General features: G+C 61.2%; 17 protein-coding genes. 14 read left to right on the top strand and 3 right to left on the bottom strand.

Going from position 1 to position 15,178, the window contains the following annotated elements:
- Nucleotides 1–109: 109 nt before the first annotated feature.
- From ACQK2L_RS29210 to ACQK2L_RS29155, 12 genes are all read left to right on the top strand, one after another.
- A complete protein-coding gene (locus tag ACQK2L_RS29210) occupies nt 110–442 on the top strand; it encodes a phosphoribosyl-ATP diphosphatase (RefSeq protein ID WP_425400585.1) in 333 nt (110 codons plus the stop codon).
- Between the two features lie 48 nt (nt 443–490).
- Nucleotides 491–1,342 (top strand): ATP phosphoribosyltransferase, encoded by an 852-nt coding sequence (hisG, locus tag ACQK2L_RS29205; protein ID WP_425400584.1) that lies wholly within the window; start codon nt 491–493, stop codon nt 1,340–1,342.
- Nucleotides 1,343–1,452: 110 nt separating this feature from the next.
- A complete protein-coding gene (locus ACQK2L_RS29200; RefSeq protein WP_425400583.1) occupies nt 1,453–2,319 on the top strand; it encodes a DUF4105 domain-containing protein in 867 nt (288 codons plus the stop codon).
- Between the two features lie 105 nt (nt 2,320–2,424).
- Entirely contained in the window at nt 2,425–2,898 is a 474-nt protein-coding gene (locus ACQK2L_RS29195; protein WP_425400582.1) for a flavin reductase family protein, read from the top strand.
- An 8-nt stretch (nt 2,899–2,906) separates the two neighbouring features.
- The gene (lhgO, locus tag ACQK2L_RS29190; RefSeq protein ID WP_425400581.1) at nt 2,907–4,103 is read left to right on the top strand and encodes an L-2-hydroxyglutarate oxidase; all 1,197 of its coding nucleotides are present in this window, start codon (nt 2,907–2,909) and stop codon (nt 4,101–4,103) included.
- Nucleotides 4,104–4,246: 143 nt separating this feature from the next.
- On the top strand, nt 4,247–4,750 hold the full coding sequence (locus tag ACQK2L_RS29185) for a pilus assembly FimT family protein (RefSeq protein WP_425400580.1): 504 nt from the start codon (nt 4,247–4,249) through the stop codon (nt 4,748–4,750).
- A 10-nt stretch (nt 4,751–4,760) separates the two neighbouring features.
- Entirely contained in the window at nt 4,761–5,858 is a 1,098-nt protein-coding gene (locus tag ACQK2L_RS29180) for a PilW family protein (RefSeq protein ID WP_425400579.1), read from the top strand.
- Complete coding sequence (locus ACQK2L_RS29175; RefSeq protein ID WP_425400578.1) at nt 5,858–6,502, top strand: hypothetical protein; 645 nt, start codon at nt 5,858–5,860, stop codon at nt 6,500–6,502. The genes ACQK2L_RS29180 and ACQK2L_RS29175 overlap by 1 nt, the downstream gene beginning before the upstream one ends.
- Complete coding sequence (locus ACQK2L_RS29170; RefSeq protein WP_425400577.1) at nt 6,499–7,809, top strand: hypothetical protein; 1,311 nt, start codon at nt 6,499–6,501, stop codon at nt 7,807–7,809. The genes ACQK2L_RS29175 and ACQK2L_RS29170 overlap by 4 nt, the downstream gene beginning before the upstream one ends.
- Nucleotides 7,810–7,886: 77 nt before the next feature.
- Nucleotides 7,887–8,321, top strand: a complete 435-nt coding sequence (locus ACQK2L_RS29165) for a secondary thiamine-phosphate synthase enzyme YjbQ (protein WP_425400576.1) — start codon at nt 7,887–7,889, stop codon at nt 8,319–8,321.
- Nucleotides 8,322–8,326: 5 nt separating this feature from the next.
- Nucleotides 8,327–8,551, top strand: a complete 225-nt coding sequence (locus tag ACQK2L_RS29160; RefSeq protein ID WP_425400575.1) for a hypothetical protein — start codon at nt 8,327–8,329, stop codon at nt 8,549–8,551.
- A 28-nt stretch (nt 8,552–8,579) separates the two neighbouring features.
- Nucleotides 8,580–8,795 carry a DUF6980 family protein gene (locus tag ACQK2L_RS29155; protein WP_425400574.1) on the top strand — a complete coding sequence of 72 codons (216 nt, stop codon included), beginning with the start codon at nt 8,580–8,582 and terminating at the stop codon, nt 8,793–8,795.
- A 26-nt stretch (nt 8,796–8,821) separates the two neighbouring features.
- Here the strand turns inward: ACQK2L_RS29155 and ACQK2L_RS29150 are convergent, their stop codons facing one another.
- Complete coding sequence (locus ACQK2L_RS29150; protein WP_425400573.1) at nt 8,822–9,136, bottom strand: MTH1187 family thiamine-binding protein; 315 nt, start codon at nt 9,134–9,136, stop codon at nt 8,822–8,824.
- A 302-nt stretch (nt 9,137–9,438) separates the two neighbouring features.
- Between ACQK2L_RS29150 and ACQK2L_RS29145 the strand changes: the two genes are divergently transcribed.
- The gene (locus ACQK2L_RS29145) at nt 9,439–10,449 is read left to right on the top strand and encodes a DUF1207 domain-containing protein (RefSeq protein WP_425400572.1); all 1,011 of its coding nucleotides are present in this window, start codon (nt 9,439–9,441) and stop codon (nt 10,447–10,449) included.
- Between the two features lie 184 nt (nt 10,450–10,633).
- Complete coding sequence (locus ACQK2L_RS29140) at nt 10,634–12,304, top strand: sigma-70 family RNA polymerase sigma factor (RefSeq protein ID WP_425400571.1); 1,671 nt, start codon at nt 10,634–10,636, stop codon at nt 12,302–12,304.
- Nucleotides 12,305–12,310: 6 nt separating this feature from the next.
- Here the strand turns inward: ACQK2L_RS29140 and ACQK2L_RS29135 are convergent, their stop codons facing one another.
- Both ACQK2L_RS29135 and ligA read right to left on the bottom strand, forming a co-directional pair.
- Nucleotides 12,311–12,904, bottom strand: a complete 594-nt coding sequence (locus ACQK2L_RS29135; RefSeq protein WP_425400570.1) for an HAD family hydrolase — start codon at nt 12,902–12,904, stop codon at nt 12,311–12,313.
- A gap of 42 nt (nt 12,905–12,946) precedes the next feature.
- On the bottom strand, nt 12,947–15,091 hold the full coding sequence (ligA, locus tag ACQK2L_RS29130) for an NAD-dependent DNA ligase LigA (RefSeq protein WP_425400569.1): 2,145 nt from the start codon (nt 15,089–15,091) through the stop codon (nt 12,947–12,949).
- Nucleotides 15,092–15,178 lie beyond the last annotated feature (87 nt).

Genomic DNA, 15,178 nt, shown 5'->3' with positions numbered 1-15,178 from the left:
TTCCTCGCCGGTCCGCCACGCGGCCCTATAGCGTTTGGCGACGTCGGATGCTCTCGGACCGCACGCCGCTCCCGGCTAGTTACGTTTCCTCTGCAATCAACAACCGCGCATGACCGCACGTCCGCTCGACCAACTCGAACAGACCATCGCTGCTCGCCAGGCGGCGGGCGATGCCGATTCGTCGTACACGGCCAAGCTGCTGGCCGGCGGCGTGGAGAAGATTGGCAAAAAGATCGTCGAGGAAGCGGCCGAAGTGGTCGAGGCTGCCGGAGAGCCTGACGAGGCGGGCCGCCAGCACACCATCGCCGAGGCAGGAGACGTGCTGTACCACTTGATGGTGCTGATGGCCCACCGCCAAATCAAGCTGGCCGAAGTCGAAAGCGAACTCGCCCGCCGGTTCGGCATGTCCGGACTAGAAGAAAAAGCCTCGCGGCCGCAGTGATCCATTCACCGCCCGCTGCCCTCCGCCTAACGCCCCCACCAAATCATCATGCCCAATCTACGTATCGGAATCCCCAGTAAAGGCCGCCTGGCAGAAGCCGCGGCCACGTTGCTCAAGGAAGCGGGGCTCAGCTTCCGACGGCAGGATCGCAGCCTGTTTGCCAAGGTGAAGGAGATGGACATCGACATCTGCTTCCTTCGCACCGACGACATCCCCGTGATGTGCGCCGAAGGGGCGATCGGGCTTGGCATCACGGGCGGCGACTTGATCGAAGAGGCCGGCGTCGAACTCACGCAGCGGCTATCGCTGGGGCTGGGCGGCTGCCGATTGGCGATTTGCGTGCCCGAGGACTCGCCCTATAAGACGGCCGCCGATCTGAACGGCGCCCGCATCGCCACCAGCTTTCCCCACATCACGCGTGAGTATCTTGCCAAACAAGGGGCCGACTGCCACACGGTGGAACTCTCCGGATCGGTCGAAGCAACCATCACCCTGGGTGTGGCCGATGGCATTGTCGACCTGGTGGAGACCGGCAGCACCTTGGCCGCCAATCGGCTGCGCATTCTCGAAACCATCGGCTCGTACGAAACGGTGCTCGTCGAGAGCGCCTCAGTGGTTGATCGCGAGTTGGCCGATCGAGTGGTCCGCCGGCTCGAAGGCGTGGTGATCGCGCGGAGCTACTCGCTGTTGGAATACAACATCGAGGAAAAGAACCTCGCGACCGCCGAGGAGATCACGCCGGGCTACAGCTCGCCGACGGTCAACAAACTGGAACGCGAAGGCTGGTACTCGGTACGCGCGATGGTGCCTCGCAAGCAAGTGATCGGCATTATGGAGAAGCTCGAAGCCGCCGGCGCGCAAGCAATCCTCGAAACCGCCATCCAGAATTGCCGGTTGTGAAGCACTGCTAGCACGCACCGGGTGATGGCATTGCTCGGCTAGCAGCAAATCTCTATGCTCCGCTCGCTTTTCTGTTGGGGGGAAATGTCTGCGCTGCCACGTCGACACTCATGCCAATTCCTCCATCCAATGCCAACACGCTCTGCTCGCGCAACCGGTGCGTCGTCGCGGCGCTGGTCGCGTTGTCGCTGGCCTCTGGCTGCCAGACGGCGCAGAAGATGGTTGCTCCGTCGCAGCACCGCGACTGGGAACCGTACTACGCTGTGCTGCCCACCGCCGAGTTCCAAGGCTCGAGGGTCAACATTCAGAACGTCCGCTACTGCAAGTACATCGACGCGGATACTTACGTACCCGACTGGTACGACAAATCGTTCGACGTCCGCGACATTCGCGCAGTCGACTTCGTGTTGATGCCGTTTCCCGGCAATCCGGCGCTTGCGCACACGCAGATCAGTTTCGAGATCGCCCCGCCGAATGCTCCACTCGACTACCTGGTGGTGAGTGCCGAAGTCCGCAAGGAGAAGGGCGAGACCTATGGCCCCGTGAAGGGCAGCACCCGGCAGTTTGAGTTGACGTACGTCGTGGCCGACGAGCGCGACAGCATTCTCTCGCAGACCAACTTCAAGGACCGCGACGTCTACCTCTACCGATCGACCGCCACGCCCGAAAAAGCGCAGCGGTTGTTTCGCGACGTGATGGCCCGCGTCAACGGTTTGGCGGCGAAGCCCGAATTCTATGACACGCTGACCAACAACTGCACGACGAACATCATCGAACACATCAACCGCGTCCAGCCCCGCCGAGTGACGTACGATTATCGCGTATGGCTGCCGGGGCTGTCGGACAAGCTGGCGTACGACCAGGGGCTGATCATTCGCCGCGGCACGTTCGAGCAGACCAAAACCGCGGCCTACGTGAATCCCAAGGCCCAGCAGTACACCGGCCGCGAGGACTTCTCGACTCTCATCCGGCGCTAGAGCTCAGCCGACGAGAGCGGTGCGTTGCAAATCGCTCTTCGATCTGGGAAACTGTTCTCGCAGTGGCCAAGTGCCGTGACCGAGTTGAATCGATAGGTACCCGCAATGTCTGAATCCGACTTTCACGCCGCGCTCGGCAAGGTCCCCAGTGGCATCTTCATTCTCACCGTGGGCACGGGTGATCGTGCAACCGGGATGCTGGCTAGTTGGGTGATGCAGGCGGGCTTCGAGCCGCCGATGGTGAGCGTGGCTGTGAAGCAAGGCCGGTACGTTTGCGATTGGCTCACCGAAGGCCAGCCATTTGTGCTCAATCTTGTCGGCGACGGGCAGACGCAGTTTCTCAAGCACTTTGGCAAAGGCTTCGAGCCGGGCGTGCCTGCGTTCGAGGGCGTGGAGACCAAGAACTGCCGCACCGGAGTGCCGATGCTCGCCGAAGCGCTCGGCCACTTGGAATGCGAGCCGGCGGGGCATGTCGATACCGGCGACCACCGCGTGTTTGTCGCCCGCGTAGTGCGTGGCGCGATCGCGGGCGAAGACCGTCCGATGGTCCACGTTCGCAAGAGCGGCGCGCACTATTGAGCTTCAGCATGACCGAACGTAGTGCGATTATTGTCGGTGGCGGTATCGTCGGGTTGGCCACCGCGTACCGATTGACCCAGCGTCTGCCCAACGTGACGGTCACCGTCCTGGAGAAAGAGCCCCAGCTTGCTCTGCATCAGACCGGACGCAACTCCGGCGTGCTGCACTCTGGCATTTACTACAAGCCGGGCTCGCTGAAGGCCGAGAACTGTCGCACTGGCAAGCTGGCCATGGAGGAGTTCTGCCAGCGCGAGGGCATCGACTTCGATGTCTGCGGCAAGGTGATCGTTGCCACCGACGAGTCGCAGGTTTCCGCGCTGGAGAACATCTTCGAGCGTGGCCAGGCCAACAGCGTCAAGTGCGAGATGATCGATCGCGATCGTCTCAAAGACCTCGAGCCGCACGCCCGTGGGGTACAGGCGATTCATGTGCCCGAGACCGGCATCGTCGACTACGTCGACGTGTGCCACCGTTTGGCCGATCGAGTGATCGAGTCGGGCGGCAACGTCGTGACCGGCGCCCAAGTGACCGCCGTGCAGCTCGTTGGCGACGAGTTGGTATTCGGCACCACCAAAGGTGAGTTCACCGCCGCGCACGCGGTGAATTGTGCCGGGCTCTACTGCGATCGAGTGGCCGCCATCGCCGGCGCGCTGCCGAGTGTGAAGATCATTCCCTTCCGCGGCGAGTACTACGAGCTCAAGCCCGACGCCGAGCAACTGGTCAACAACCTGATCTACCCCACGCCCGATCCGGCGTTTCCGTTCCTCGGCGTTCACTTCACGCGGATGATTGGCGGCGGCGTGGAGTGTGGCCCCAACGCAGTGCTTGCCTTCGGCCGCGAAGCGTACCATCGCTGGCAGATGAACCCATCGGAGCTGGCGGAGACGCTTGGCTACAGCGGCTTTCGCAAAATGGCCAGCAAGTACTGGCGGACCGGCATGGGCGAGATGTGGCGCAGCTGTTCGAAGTCGGCCTTCGTCCGCGCGCTGCAAAACCTGGTGCCGGAGATACGCGGCCGCGATCTGAAAGCGGCTCCCGCTGGCATCCGCGCCCAGGCGGTGCGCCAAGATGGGCAACTGGTCGACGATTTTCTGGTGGAAGAGACCGAGCGATTCGTTCACGTTCTGAACGCTCCTTCGCCGGCCGCCACCGCGTCGCTGAACATCGGCAACCTGATTGTCGATCGGTTGGTGGACCGGTTCTAACGGTTCTGCCGCTGCTGTGGTATCTGCGTGCTCGATTGCCCCCGTCGGAGCGCGCGTCTGGGTGCATCAATCATGGGTGAAACGTAGATTTCAGAAGCCCCCATGCGCTGAGGTCCGCATTGCCCACGAACTCTATCCACCATTTGAAAAACCGACGAGGTTACAGCTTCGTCGAGCTGATGATTGTGGTGCTCATCATGGGCATCCTGGCCGCTGCGGCTGCGCCGAAGTTCACCGCGGCTCTGGACAACAATCGCGCCGATGGCGCCGCCCGGCGAATTGCCGCCGACCTGAACCGGCTGCGGGCCGAAGCGATGATCACGTCGAGCAGTTCGAAGCCCAGCGTGACGTTCGACGCCGATAGCGAAGTGTACGGGTTTAGCGGCCTCGCCGATCCCGATCATCCGAGCCGCGCGTACAAGGTGTCGCTCAGCAGCACCTCGTACCCTGCGGACATTGTGGCCGCGAAGTTCCTCGATAGCGACAACGATGTCGAGACCACGTTGAAGTATGACCTGTACGGGCGACCCTGGTGCGGCAGCGACGAAGAGCGTTTGGTTGACGGTAGCATTAGCGTATCGTCGGGCGACGTGGTTCGCTCGGTGGTTATCGACCCTGTAACCGGTGCGGCGAGAGTCGCCGACTAACCAAACTCAAATGCCACGCTTCATACTCGCAAATCGATCACGTCCGACGGGTTACACGCTTGTGGAACTGGCAATTGCCAGCGTCTTGGCGACGCTGTTGGTAGCCGGCATGGCCTCGAGCGTGTACCTTGCCAGCGAGGCGCTCGACGTGGCCGAAAGCGACGCGACGAACCGCAGCCGAACCGCCCGCGCTTTGGACCAACTGGTTCGCGACCTGCAACACGCCCGCGAGTTTACCGAACGCTCCTCGACCGCTTTGACGTTTACGGTTCCCGACCGCGATGGCGACGGGCAGTACGAGACGCTCCGCTACGCCTGGGGCGGCACCGCCGGCGATCCGGTCACGTTCAGCATGAACGGCGAGCAGGGCGTCGATCTGATCGACGATGTTACCTCGATCGACTTCACCTGCCTGGAGCGGGAGATCGAGGCGCGGGAAGTCGAGGTCATTTCCAATCCGCTAGTGATCTACGAGGGCTACGCGGACGCGCGGCTAATGTACAACGGCACGTCGCTTTCGGTTGCCCTGCCCGCCGACACGGCCGAAGGCGACCTGCTGGTCGCCTGCATGGTTACCGATGGCGACACGACTTCGTCGCTGAACATCCCTGCCGGCGGCTGGAACACGTCGTGGATTTCCCAGCAAGGCGGCACGGTAACCCTGCGCATCTGGTGGCGGATTGCCGGCGCCAGCGAGGCGGACCCCGTGGGATTCACGTGGTCGGATGGCCAGCAAGCTTATGGATGGATCACGCGATTCACTGGCCACGATCCCGACTCACCAATCAACGTGATGGCCACCGCTCAGGGCCAGGCGGATGACCCTGCCGCTCCAGCGATCACCACCACGGCCGACGATTGCCTTGTCCTCCGCATCGGCGCGTTCGACGATAACGACATCGACTCGCCAGGCGACGCGGGCATGTCGGGGCACACGACCATTGTGATGCGCTATAGCAACACAGGAACGGGGACCTGCTCAGGCGGTGCGGCCTACTTCAACAAGGAACTGCATGGCACCGCCTTCGAAGCTCAGTTCAATGCAGGCGGTTACGAGGAGTACCTGACTGCAACGCTGGCCATTGCACCGGAGCCGGAGGAAGAATAGTGGCTTACCCTGCAAGTCAACAGCGACGCTCGGGCATCAGTATGGTGGAGGTAGTGATCTCCACGCTGCTGGTCGGCATGCTGACGATCGTATCGCTCGATGCGGTGGGCAGCGCCATCACCGCAACACGGGTGGCCAGCGAGCAGTTGGATGCCAACACCTTGGCCGCCAGCCTGATGGCGGAAATCCTATCGCTCCCCTACGAAGACACCGACGACACCGCGCCCGTCGTGTTTGGCATCGAATCGGACGAGGTAGGCTCTCCCGCCAGTCGCGCCGGTTTCGACGACATCGACGACTACCGCAACTGGTCGAGCCAACCGGAGACCCGAGGTGGAAACCCGATTTCAGGAACCGACGGCTGGCTCCGTAAGGCCGATGTGGTCCAGCTGAACTGGCAGTCGCCCAGCACGCAGCTAGGCGATGGACAAAGCGATCAAGGCATCCGCCAGGTGACCGTGACTGTGTGCGACGACGACGGGAAGCTAACCACAATGGTGGCGATCTGCAGTCGCGACGGGCACCACAAGCAGGCGTTGGGCGTGGACGCCACCGTGGTTACGGGTGTTGTGATCACTTGCACCGCAAGCGGTCAAACGCACGAGGTGTGCGCTTCGGTGGGCAACCACGCCATGGGGCCGTGACTCCAGCTATGTATGAATCTCCCAACAACTCGAAACGCTCTGGCCGCCGCGGATCGCTGTATATCTCGGTGCTCGGCGTGACGCTCATCGTCGGCATGATGGCCTCGGTGGCGATTACGGTCGTGCGGCTCGAGATGCGTACGAACACCACCTACAACCAGATGCAGGAGGCCCGTCTGCTGGCCGCCAGCGGGGCCGAGCACGGGTTGAGTTACCTGGAGAACGACTCGGCGTGGAGGTCGACGCTTCAGAACGACATTGAGCGAGGTTTCACCAACAAAGGAAATGGCCAGTTCTGCTGGAAGATCGTCGACGCCGACGAAGACCTGACCGACGACCAGCGCGACACCATGACCATCTACGGCATTGGAAAGGTTGGCGACGCCGTGGCCGTGGAGTCGGTGAAAGTGATGCCGGTAGGGACGCCACTAAGCTGCTTGGAGGTGGCGCTGTTGGTAGACGAGTCGATCACCCTTGAAGCTGGCTGGTGGTACTTTGAGACGGAGATCGACAGCAATCAGACGGTTGGTTCCAATGGCAGCATCGATGCGACCAATGGCAGCACCAAGCTGGATGCCGACGTAGAAGTCGTGGGAACTGCCACCGGTGATATCGACGGAACCATCCTGCAAGGCGTCGCGCAACGAGTGTTGCCGGGCGACGACATGTTCGAATACTACAAGTCGATGGGCACGTGGATCGACATCTCGCAGATTCCCACCGACTCAGGAGCGCTCATCCTGGAGGGAGTCGTGCTGAGCCCCGCCAGCAATCGATTCGGCACAACGAATGCAGAAGGTATTTATGTCATCGACTGCCAAGGCGCCGACTTGTCGATCGAGCATTGCCGCATCGTCGGCACGCTCGTGGTGCTGAATCCGGGCAGCGATTCTGGCATCTTCGGGACCTCCGTATTCGAGCGAGTGGTGGCCAATTATCCCACGCTGCTGGTCGATGGAGACTTCACCCTTTCGGTCTCCGACTACGGCGACAAGACACTCAATGAACTGAGTTGGGGCATTAATCTCAACCCGCCCGGCACGCCGTATGGCGGTGTTGCTAATCTGACCCCGACCGACTGGTACAACGCGAAGCTGGACGGGCTGGTTTACATCCGCGGCCAGGCAACCGTCACCGACGCTACTGACGTCGAGGGCGGAATGGTCTGCGATAGCCTGGACATCGAATCGATGGTCCGCCTGGATGTCGACTTCGAACGGGTGTACTACGACAACCCACCGCCCGGCTTCGCGGCGAGCGATACGATGCAGGTGATCCCCGGCAGTTGGCGACGAGAAGCCTACTGAGGGATTTCTGGGCGATGGCTTCTGACTTATGATTGGTGGAAACACCTTTCCGTTTTCCCTCAGAAGTCCTTCTTGCCATGAAATCGCTAACCAAAGAGCTGTGGATGAACGTGCCGGAGCGGCGCGGGATTGTCTCGTTGCACCGCGAGGTCGAACAACTGGTCGCCGAAAGCGGAGTGCAGGACGGCCTGGTGCTGGTGAACGCCATGCACATCACCGCCAGCGTGTTCATCAACGACAACGAGTCGGGCCTGCACGCCGACTACGAGCGTTGGCTCGAGGGCCTCGCGCCGTTCGATCCTGGCGGCGACCCGTCCTCAGGTGGCTATCTGCACAACCGCACCGGCGAGGACAACGCCGACGCGCACCACAAACGGCAAATCATGGGCCGCGAGGTCATCGTCGCGATCACCGATGGCAAACTGCACCTCGGTCCGTGGGAACACATTTTCTACTACGAGTTTGATGGGCGGCGGAAGAAGCGGGTGTTGGTGAAGATCATTGGGGAGTGAGAAACATGTTTCCGCAGGGAAAAGATGCACCGTTCTACTATCTGCTGAGTGAAGCACCACGATATCACGCGTGGGCCGAAGAGAGACGCGAAAATGGAGAGACGGAGGAACTTCTGACCAAACTGGAAAAACTCAGATTTTGGATGCGGCCCAGCGAGTTAGTCAAGTTATGCAAGAAGGACTTTGAACGGATGCTCGCCGATTTGAAGCACGAGCATCGATGCGACTAGTTGATGTGCTACAAGTTGAGTACGAACCATGCGTGAACATTGCTGCGAGACGATGTCGCGAAACGTCAACCATGTTTGCGATCAACACGCGTCCCCCTTTGCATGTCCCGATCATTTGATCCTGCAAGGGAAGAATGGAAGTTGCGGTCTCATAGTTCATGACGGTGGGAGTTCGATGGTCGAGATCCAGTTTTGTCCCTGGTGTGGTGCGAAGTTGAACAGCCCATTAAAAAATGGTGGCTGAGCGTGTCGTTCCCCGCATACCGCAGCTCAACCGCCACGCCCGGCGGCTCGGCCTAGCTTGCTTTCCACGCTAGCGACCTTCGCTTGCAAGCGTCCACCGCTACCCTTCCGGTAGTCGAGCTTCGCGGTGCAGGTCACGCGGTTGCTCGACTCGGCGAGCTTCTCGATGCACGATTGCATCAGTGCTAGCACCTCGGGCAGTTCGCCTTCGACGATGGTTCCCATCGAGTGCAGCTCATAGTCCAGGCCGCTTTGGTCAATCAGCTCCACGCACTCGGCCACGTATTGGCTCACACTTTCGCCAAGCCCCAACGGGACGATACTCATCTCTAACAGCACCATGATCTTCTCTCTCTGATTGCACCGATGGCAGTGCGAGCTTTACCAACTTGCCCGCGTGGCAAACCTTATGCAACTTAAGCTAGCTTGAACTCGTTGTCTACGAACGAGCCGTCGCCCAAGTCGCTATGACACTGGAACTTACGGGAACGCGAATCGCTATTCTGCTGGTTTTTCTCATTCGCTAAGCTTCAGGGCCGGCTTTGTGGCTCGGAAAAGACGATACCAATACATACATCTTGTGCTGATGTTTCGCGCCATCGAAAGTAGTTGAGACCGCTTCCGTGCCTATCTCGGTCCACCCCATGATTCGTTCCCTTGCGCCCGCTGTCCGCCTTGCCGGTCTGGTGCTGGTGTGCGCCTGGGGCACCGCGTCGCACCTCTTCGCGCAGACGCTGGTGCCGCTCGAAGAGTTCCAAGCCAACTCGCCTGCGCCCAACAATGGCGAAGTCTGGATCAGTCAGGAGCCGGTCGGCACCACGGTGGTCGATCCCGAACTGACGCTGAGCGACTACTATGCCAGCGGCCCCTACTGCGACCCCTGTGGTTGCGAACCTTGGCGCCAGCAGTGGCTGCCCGATGGGTTGATCTACCGCAGCTACATGGCGGGTCCGCGCGAGCCAAAGATGCAGTTGGTGCATTTGGAAGAGACCTCGAGCGGCGAAACGCTGTGGGACGTGATTCTCGGTGGCCGTCGTGCCCTCTGGCGGAATGGGACTTCCAACCCGATGCGCCCGGAAGGCTGGGAACTCGATATCGAAGGCGCAGCGATCATTCGCTTGAATCTCGACCACGAGCGCGACGTCGATGTCTCGGACTTCCGCTTCGGTGTGCCGCTCACTTATGGCTGTGGGCAGTGGCAGTACAAGTTTGGCTACTACCACCTCAGCTCGCACTTGGGCGATGAGTGGATTGTCCGTACGCCCGGTTGGGAACGTAAGAACTACGTACGCGATGCGATCATCTTCGGCGCTTCGTACAATCCGACGCCCGCCTGGCGACTGTACGGCGAGACGGCTTACGCCTTCTTCACCGCTGGTGGAGCCGAGCCTTGGGAGTTCCAGTTCGGAGCCGAATACGCCCAGCCCGGCGTGACTGGGTCTCGCGGCACTCCGTTCTTTGCGACCAACGGCCACTTGCGCGAGGAAATCAACTTCGGCGGCGACTACGCCCTGCAGTTCGGCTGGTTGTGGCGTGGCGAGTCGGGCAGTCAGTTCCGCGCCGGCTTCCAGTGGCTCACCGGCCACAGCAACTACTACCAGTTCTATGACGAGTCGGAAGAACAGTACGGCCTCGGCATCTGGTACGATTTCTGATCTCTGGGCGTTTTTCGCCATTTTTCGCGCCCGCTCGGCGGCTCTCGGTGCACTAGTTGTGTAGATCACGCAACTACCAGCTCCGATCACTGGGCACTTGCAGCGCTGTTTCGACGTAGAAACTTGGCAACTTTCGCCGCCGCTGTGACTGTGCGCCCGTGCGGCTCGTACTAGAATTGGCGGAATGGCAGACACCCCCCACGTCGACCTGAACGAGCTTTCCGATCGTGCGCTAGTGCGGCGGTTTGCCCAATCGCGCGACGAGGAGGCGTTCCGCCAGTTGGTCGAGCGCCACGGGCCGCTGGTGATGGCCACCTGCCGCCGCGGATTGAACTCCAGCAGCGACGCCGACGACGCCTTCCAAGCGACGTTCCTGGTGCTCGCCCGATCGGCAGGGAAGATTCGCAAACGCGACTCGGTCGCCGCGTGGCTGTACGGCGCCGCGACGCGCATCGCGATGCGAATGCGTCGCGAGGCTTCCCGACGGACCACCCACGAACTCATGGAAATCGCCGCCCCCGAATCCGACCCGCTCGACGAACTGCTCGCCCGGCACGATGGCACCGTGGCCGACGAGGAACTCAACCAACTGCCTGAGACGCTCCGCACACCATTGGTGCTCCGGTACCTGGCGGGGCGCAGCAACGCCGAGGTGGCCGAGGAGCTTGGCATCACCATTGCCGCCCTCGAAGGACGATTGAAGCGGGGCAAGCAGCGACTGCGCGTGCGACTGCTGCGGCGTGGCGTGACGCTGGCCGTGTTGGTGGCGACGCTGAAGGCCACCCGCGTGTCGGCGGGTGAAATATCCGCTGAGCTGACAGGTTCCACAGTCGATCTCGCAATTTCCGGAAGCAGTGCAACAATCTCCGCCCTTGCAAGCGAACCAACCACATCCACCCACATCGCCCTCCAGGAGCTAGGCGCCATGAACGCTACGATTCTCTCCAAGCCCATCGTTGCCGCCGCCATGTTTGGTGGAGTCCTTGCCGCCACATTGACCGCGCAGGTCGCCTTCTCGCAAGGCGAAGCAAACCAGGGCACCGATCCCTTCGCCCTCGATGCAGCGGCCCCTGCAGCCACATCGGAAGAGCCAGCGTCCAGCACGCAAGTCACAGCAGCGCGTCCAGCCAAGCCCGATCCTTTTGGCGCCGAACCAATAGCGGAGGACAATCCCTACGCCGCAGATCCAGTGTTGAATCGTTCGGCAACAGCCCCGCTTGGAAGTAGCTCCCAAGCAGGCCCTCGCATTGTCGATCTCAAGCCTCGCTCCAAGACAGAGCTGAAGATTGAGCAAGCGCTCACGAAGCCACTAAACAACTTGGGCCTCGAATTTCAGGGTGCTCCGCTGTCGGAGATCGTCAATTTCCTTCGTGACGAGTACAACATCGAAGTCCAATTAGATCTCCGGTCCTTGGAAGACATGGCGATCTCACCAGATGAGCCAGTCAACGTGAACCTCAGGAATATCAGCTTGGAGTCGGCGCTGAACATCATGCTCGCTCAGATAGATCTGACCTATGTTGTCGAGAACGAAGTGTTGTTGATCCTCAACCAGGACGACGAACAGGCTCGTCTAGAGACTCGCGTTTACCCGGTTCCAACATTCGACGATTTCGAACTCACTTCCCTGATGAGTGTGGTGGCACCAACGACTTGGGAAACCAAGGGCGGCGCGGGTACCATGACCGTGCTCGGCGACCGCCTTCTCGTGCGACAAAACTATCGCGTGCACCGGGAACTGAACGAACTGCTTTCCCAACTGATGAATACCGAGGCCGCTAAGACGGACGCGGCAATTCGCGAGGCCGAAATGGGAATCTCCGACGACCCCAAGCCGACCGGTTTTGCGTTCTAAGACGCTCTAAGACTCCCGTTGAGCGATCACCTCACGCACGTCGGTGAACGTCATTCCCGCCGCCTTGGCTGCCACGATGCCAGGATCGCCGTCTTCGAACACGTGGCATTTCGCCGGATCGACTCCTAGTTGCTTGGCCGCTTCGAGGAATATGTCGGGCGAGGGCTTCGGCGCGACTGGGTCGCTGGCGGTGACCATCACCGGGAACAGATCGAAAGCATGGATGGCGACCAGCGTCGCCGACACGACGTCCAACGGTCCGCCCGATACCACGGCCATCGGCAGTTTGCCATGGTAGGCGTGCGCAGTGGCCAGCACTTCTTCAATCGGTTCGGTAAGGTGGAGTACCTCGCGGAAACGGTTTTCTTTTTCTTCCGTGATCGCGTGCGGATCGAGCGACGTACCCCAGCGGGCATTCACATGCTCGACGATCAAGTCGGTCGGCACGCCGGCGTGCTCGTCGATGAACGACCGCGGGCAGTCGACGCCATGCAGCAGCAGGGTTTCGTGCCACGCTTCGTAGTGTAGCGTCATCGTGTCGGCCAGCGTGCCGTCGCAGTCGAATAATAGGGCAGTGGTGTCTTCGGGAATCGGTAGCATGTTCTCTTTCTGTTCTAGTTTGCGCGGATAGGCCGCCAGCGGTTACTCTGCAATCAATGCCTCGAACTCCTCTTCGGTCAATACGGGCACCCCTAGCTTGTTGGCTTTGTCCAGCTTGCTGCCCGCCTTTTCGCCTGCCACGAGATACGCGGTCGACTTCGACACACTGCTCGACGCCTTGCCGCCGTGTTTGACGATTAGCTCCTCGATCTCCTTGCGGGAGTACTTCGAGAGCGACCCGGTCACCACCAGCGACTTGCCCGCCAGCGACGATCCGGCCGAGCCACTGGTTTCTTCCTCGGGCATTTCGAGCACGACCCCAGCGGTGCGGAGTTCCTCGATCACGGCCTCGCCGGTGTGGGAGTGCAAGAACGCGTACAGCGACTTGGCGATCTCCGGACCGATGCCCGACTCGCTCTCGCCCACCTTGAACGTGGCGATGTCGTCCTCGCTGGCTGCGAGCATGTTGTCGATGGTGCGATAGTGTTCGGCCAGGATTCGCGAAGCGGTGGAGCCAACGTGACGAATGCCAAGCGACGAGAGCATCCGCGCCAGCCCGCGCTGCTTGGCCGCTTCGATTCCGGCGAACAGATTGTCCGCCTTCTTCTTGCCCATCCGTTCGAGTTCGAGCACTTCGTCGCGCCGCTCGTGCAGTCGGAACACGTCGCCGATCGTTTTCACCAGCCCGGCGTCGGTCAGTTGCTCGACGACCTTCTCGCCCATTCCATCGATGTCGAGTTGACCACGGCCGGCAAAGTGTTCGAGCCGCTCCCGGAACTGCGCGGGGCACTCTGGATTCATGCAGTAGCGGGCCGTTTCGTCCAGTTCGGTGAGCGGCGGCGGCTCGGGAATCTCACGCGGATCTTCGCCTTTCTTTTCGGCCCGCTGTTTCTCGCGTTCGACGCGCGACTCCCACGACTTGATGTCGTGCACGCGCCGCTGGTCGTATTCGATCTCCACGTCGCCGTCGCACTCGGGGCATTGCGTGGGAGCGGTGGGCTTCACCGCGTCGGCAGGACGCTGCTTGGTGAGCGCTTCGACTACCTGCGGAATGATCTCTCCGGCCTTCTCGATGATCACACGATCGCCGATGTGCAGGTCCTTGCGAAGCACCTCGCCCATGTTGTGCAGCGTGGCGTGCTGCACGGTGGTTCCGGCCACCAGCACCGGTTCGAGCGTCGCCCGCGGAGTGAGCTTGCCCGTCTTGCCGACCTGCCACTGAATCTCCAGCAGCGAGGTCTCCGCCTGCTCGGCAGCGTACTTGTAGGCGATGCACCACCGCGGGAATCGGCTCGTAAAGCCGAGCTCATCCTGCAGGTCGAAGCGATTGACCTTCACCACCATGCCATCGACCGCGTACGGCAAATCGTGACGCGTCGATTCGAACTCGGCGATCACTTCCAGCACTTCGTCGATATTCTTGGCAACCTTGGTGTGAGGATTGGTCGGGATGCCCCAGGCAGAAATCTTCTCATAGAAATCGATCGTGCTGGCGGCCTCCATGCCCTCGAACTCGCCCCGCCCGTGCGCGCAGAACTCCAACCGTCGCTGGGCGACGATCCGCGCGTCGTGCCGCTTCAGCAGTCCCGCGGTGGCGTTGCGAGGGTTGGCCAACAGCTGCTGCCCCTCGTCCTCGAGTTCAGCGTTCCACTTGTTGAACTCCTCCCAAGGACAATAGATCTCGCCGCGGACCTCCAGCACCGGCGGCGGAGCGGTGCCAGCCGTGTCGAGCGACAGCGGCACCGAGCGAATGGTGCGCACGTTCTGCGTCACATCGTCGCCCTGCTGCCCATCGCCCCGCGTCGCGGCCAGCACCAGCTGGCCGTCCTCGTACCGCAAACTGATCGCGACTCCGTCGATCTTGGGATCGATCGCATACTCTTCGACCTCCACCGGCAACCGATCGGCCCACTTCCGCAGATCGTCGGCGTCGTAGCTGTTGTCGATGGAGTACATCGGCCGCGCGTGGGCCACCTGCTCGAACCCCTCAATCGGCTCACCCCCAACCCGCTGCGTGGGGCTGTCGGGCGTGATGAGATCGGGGTGCGCGGCTTCGAGCTTCTTGAGCTCCTCGAGCAGCCGGTCGTAGTCGCGATCGGAGATCGTCGGCGTGGCGTCGACGTAGTATCGCCGATCGTGCTCGCGAATCTCGTCGCGAAGTTGCTGGATGCGTTGGGCGTCGTCCATGGCAAAGATTCGCTCGGGCTGTGAATAATGTCGCAGTAGTGCGACAAAACGATTTTCGTAAGTCGTTATCCAGCAATCGCTTAGAGT

Origin of the sequence: Aeoliella sp., assembly GCF_965227375.1 — a bacterium.
GTDB lineage: Bacteria > Planctomycetota > Planctomycetia > Pirellulales > Lacipirellulaceae > Aeoliella.
Note: the sequence above shows the minus strand (reverse complement) of the source record. Positions and strands in the feature narration are given on the sequence as shown.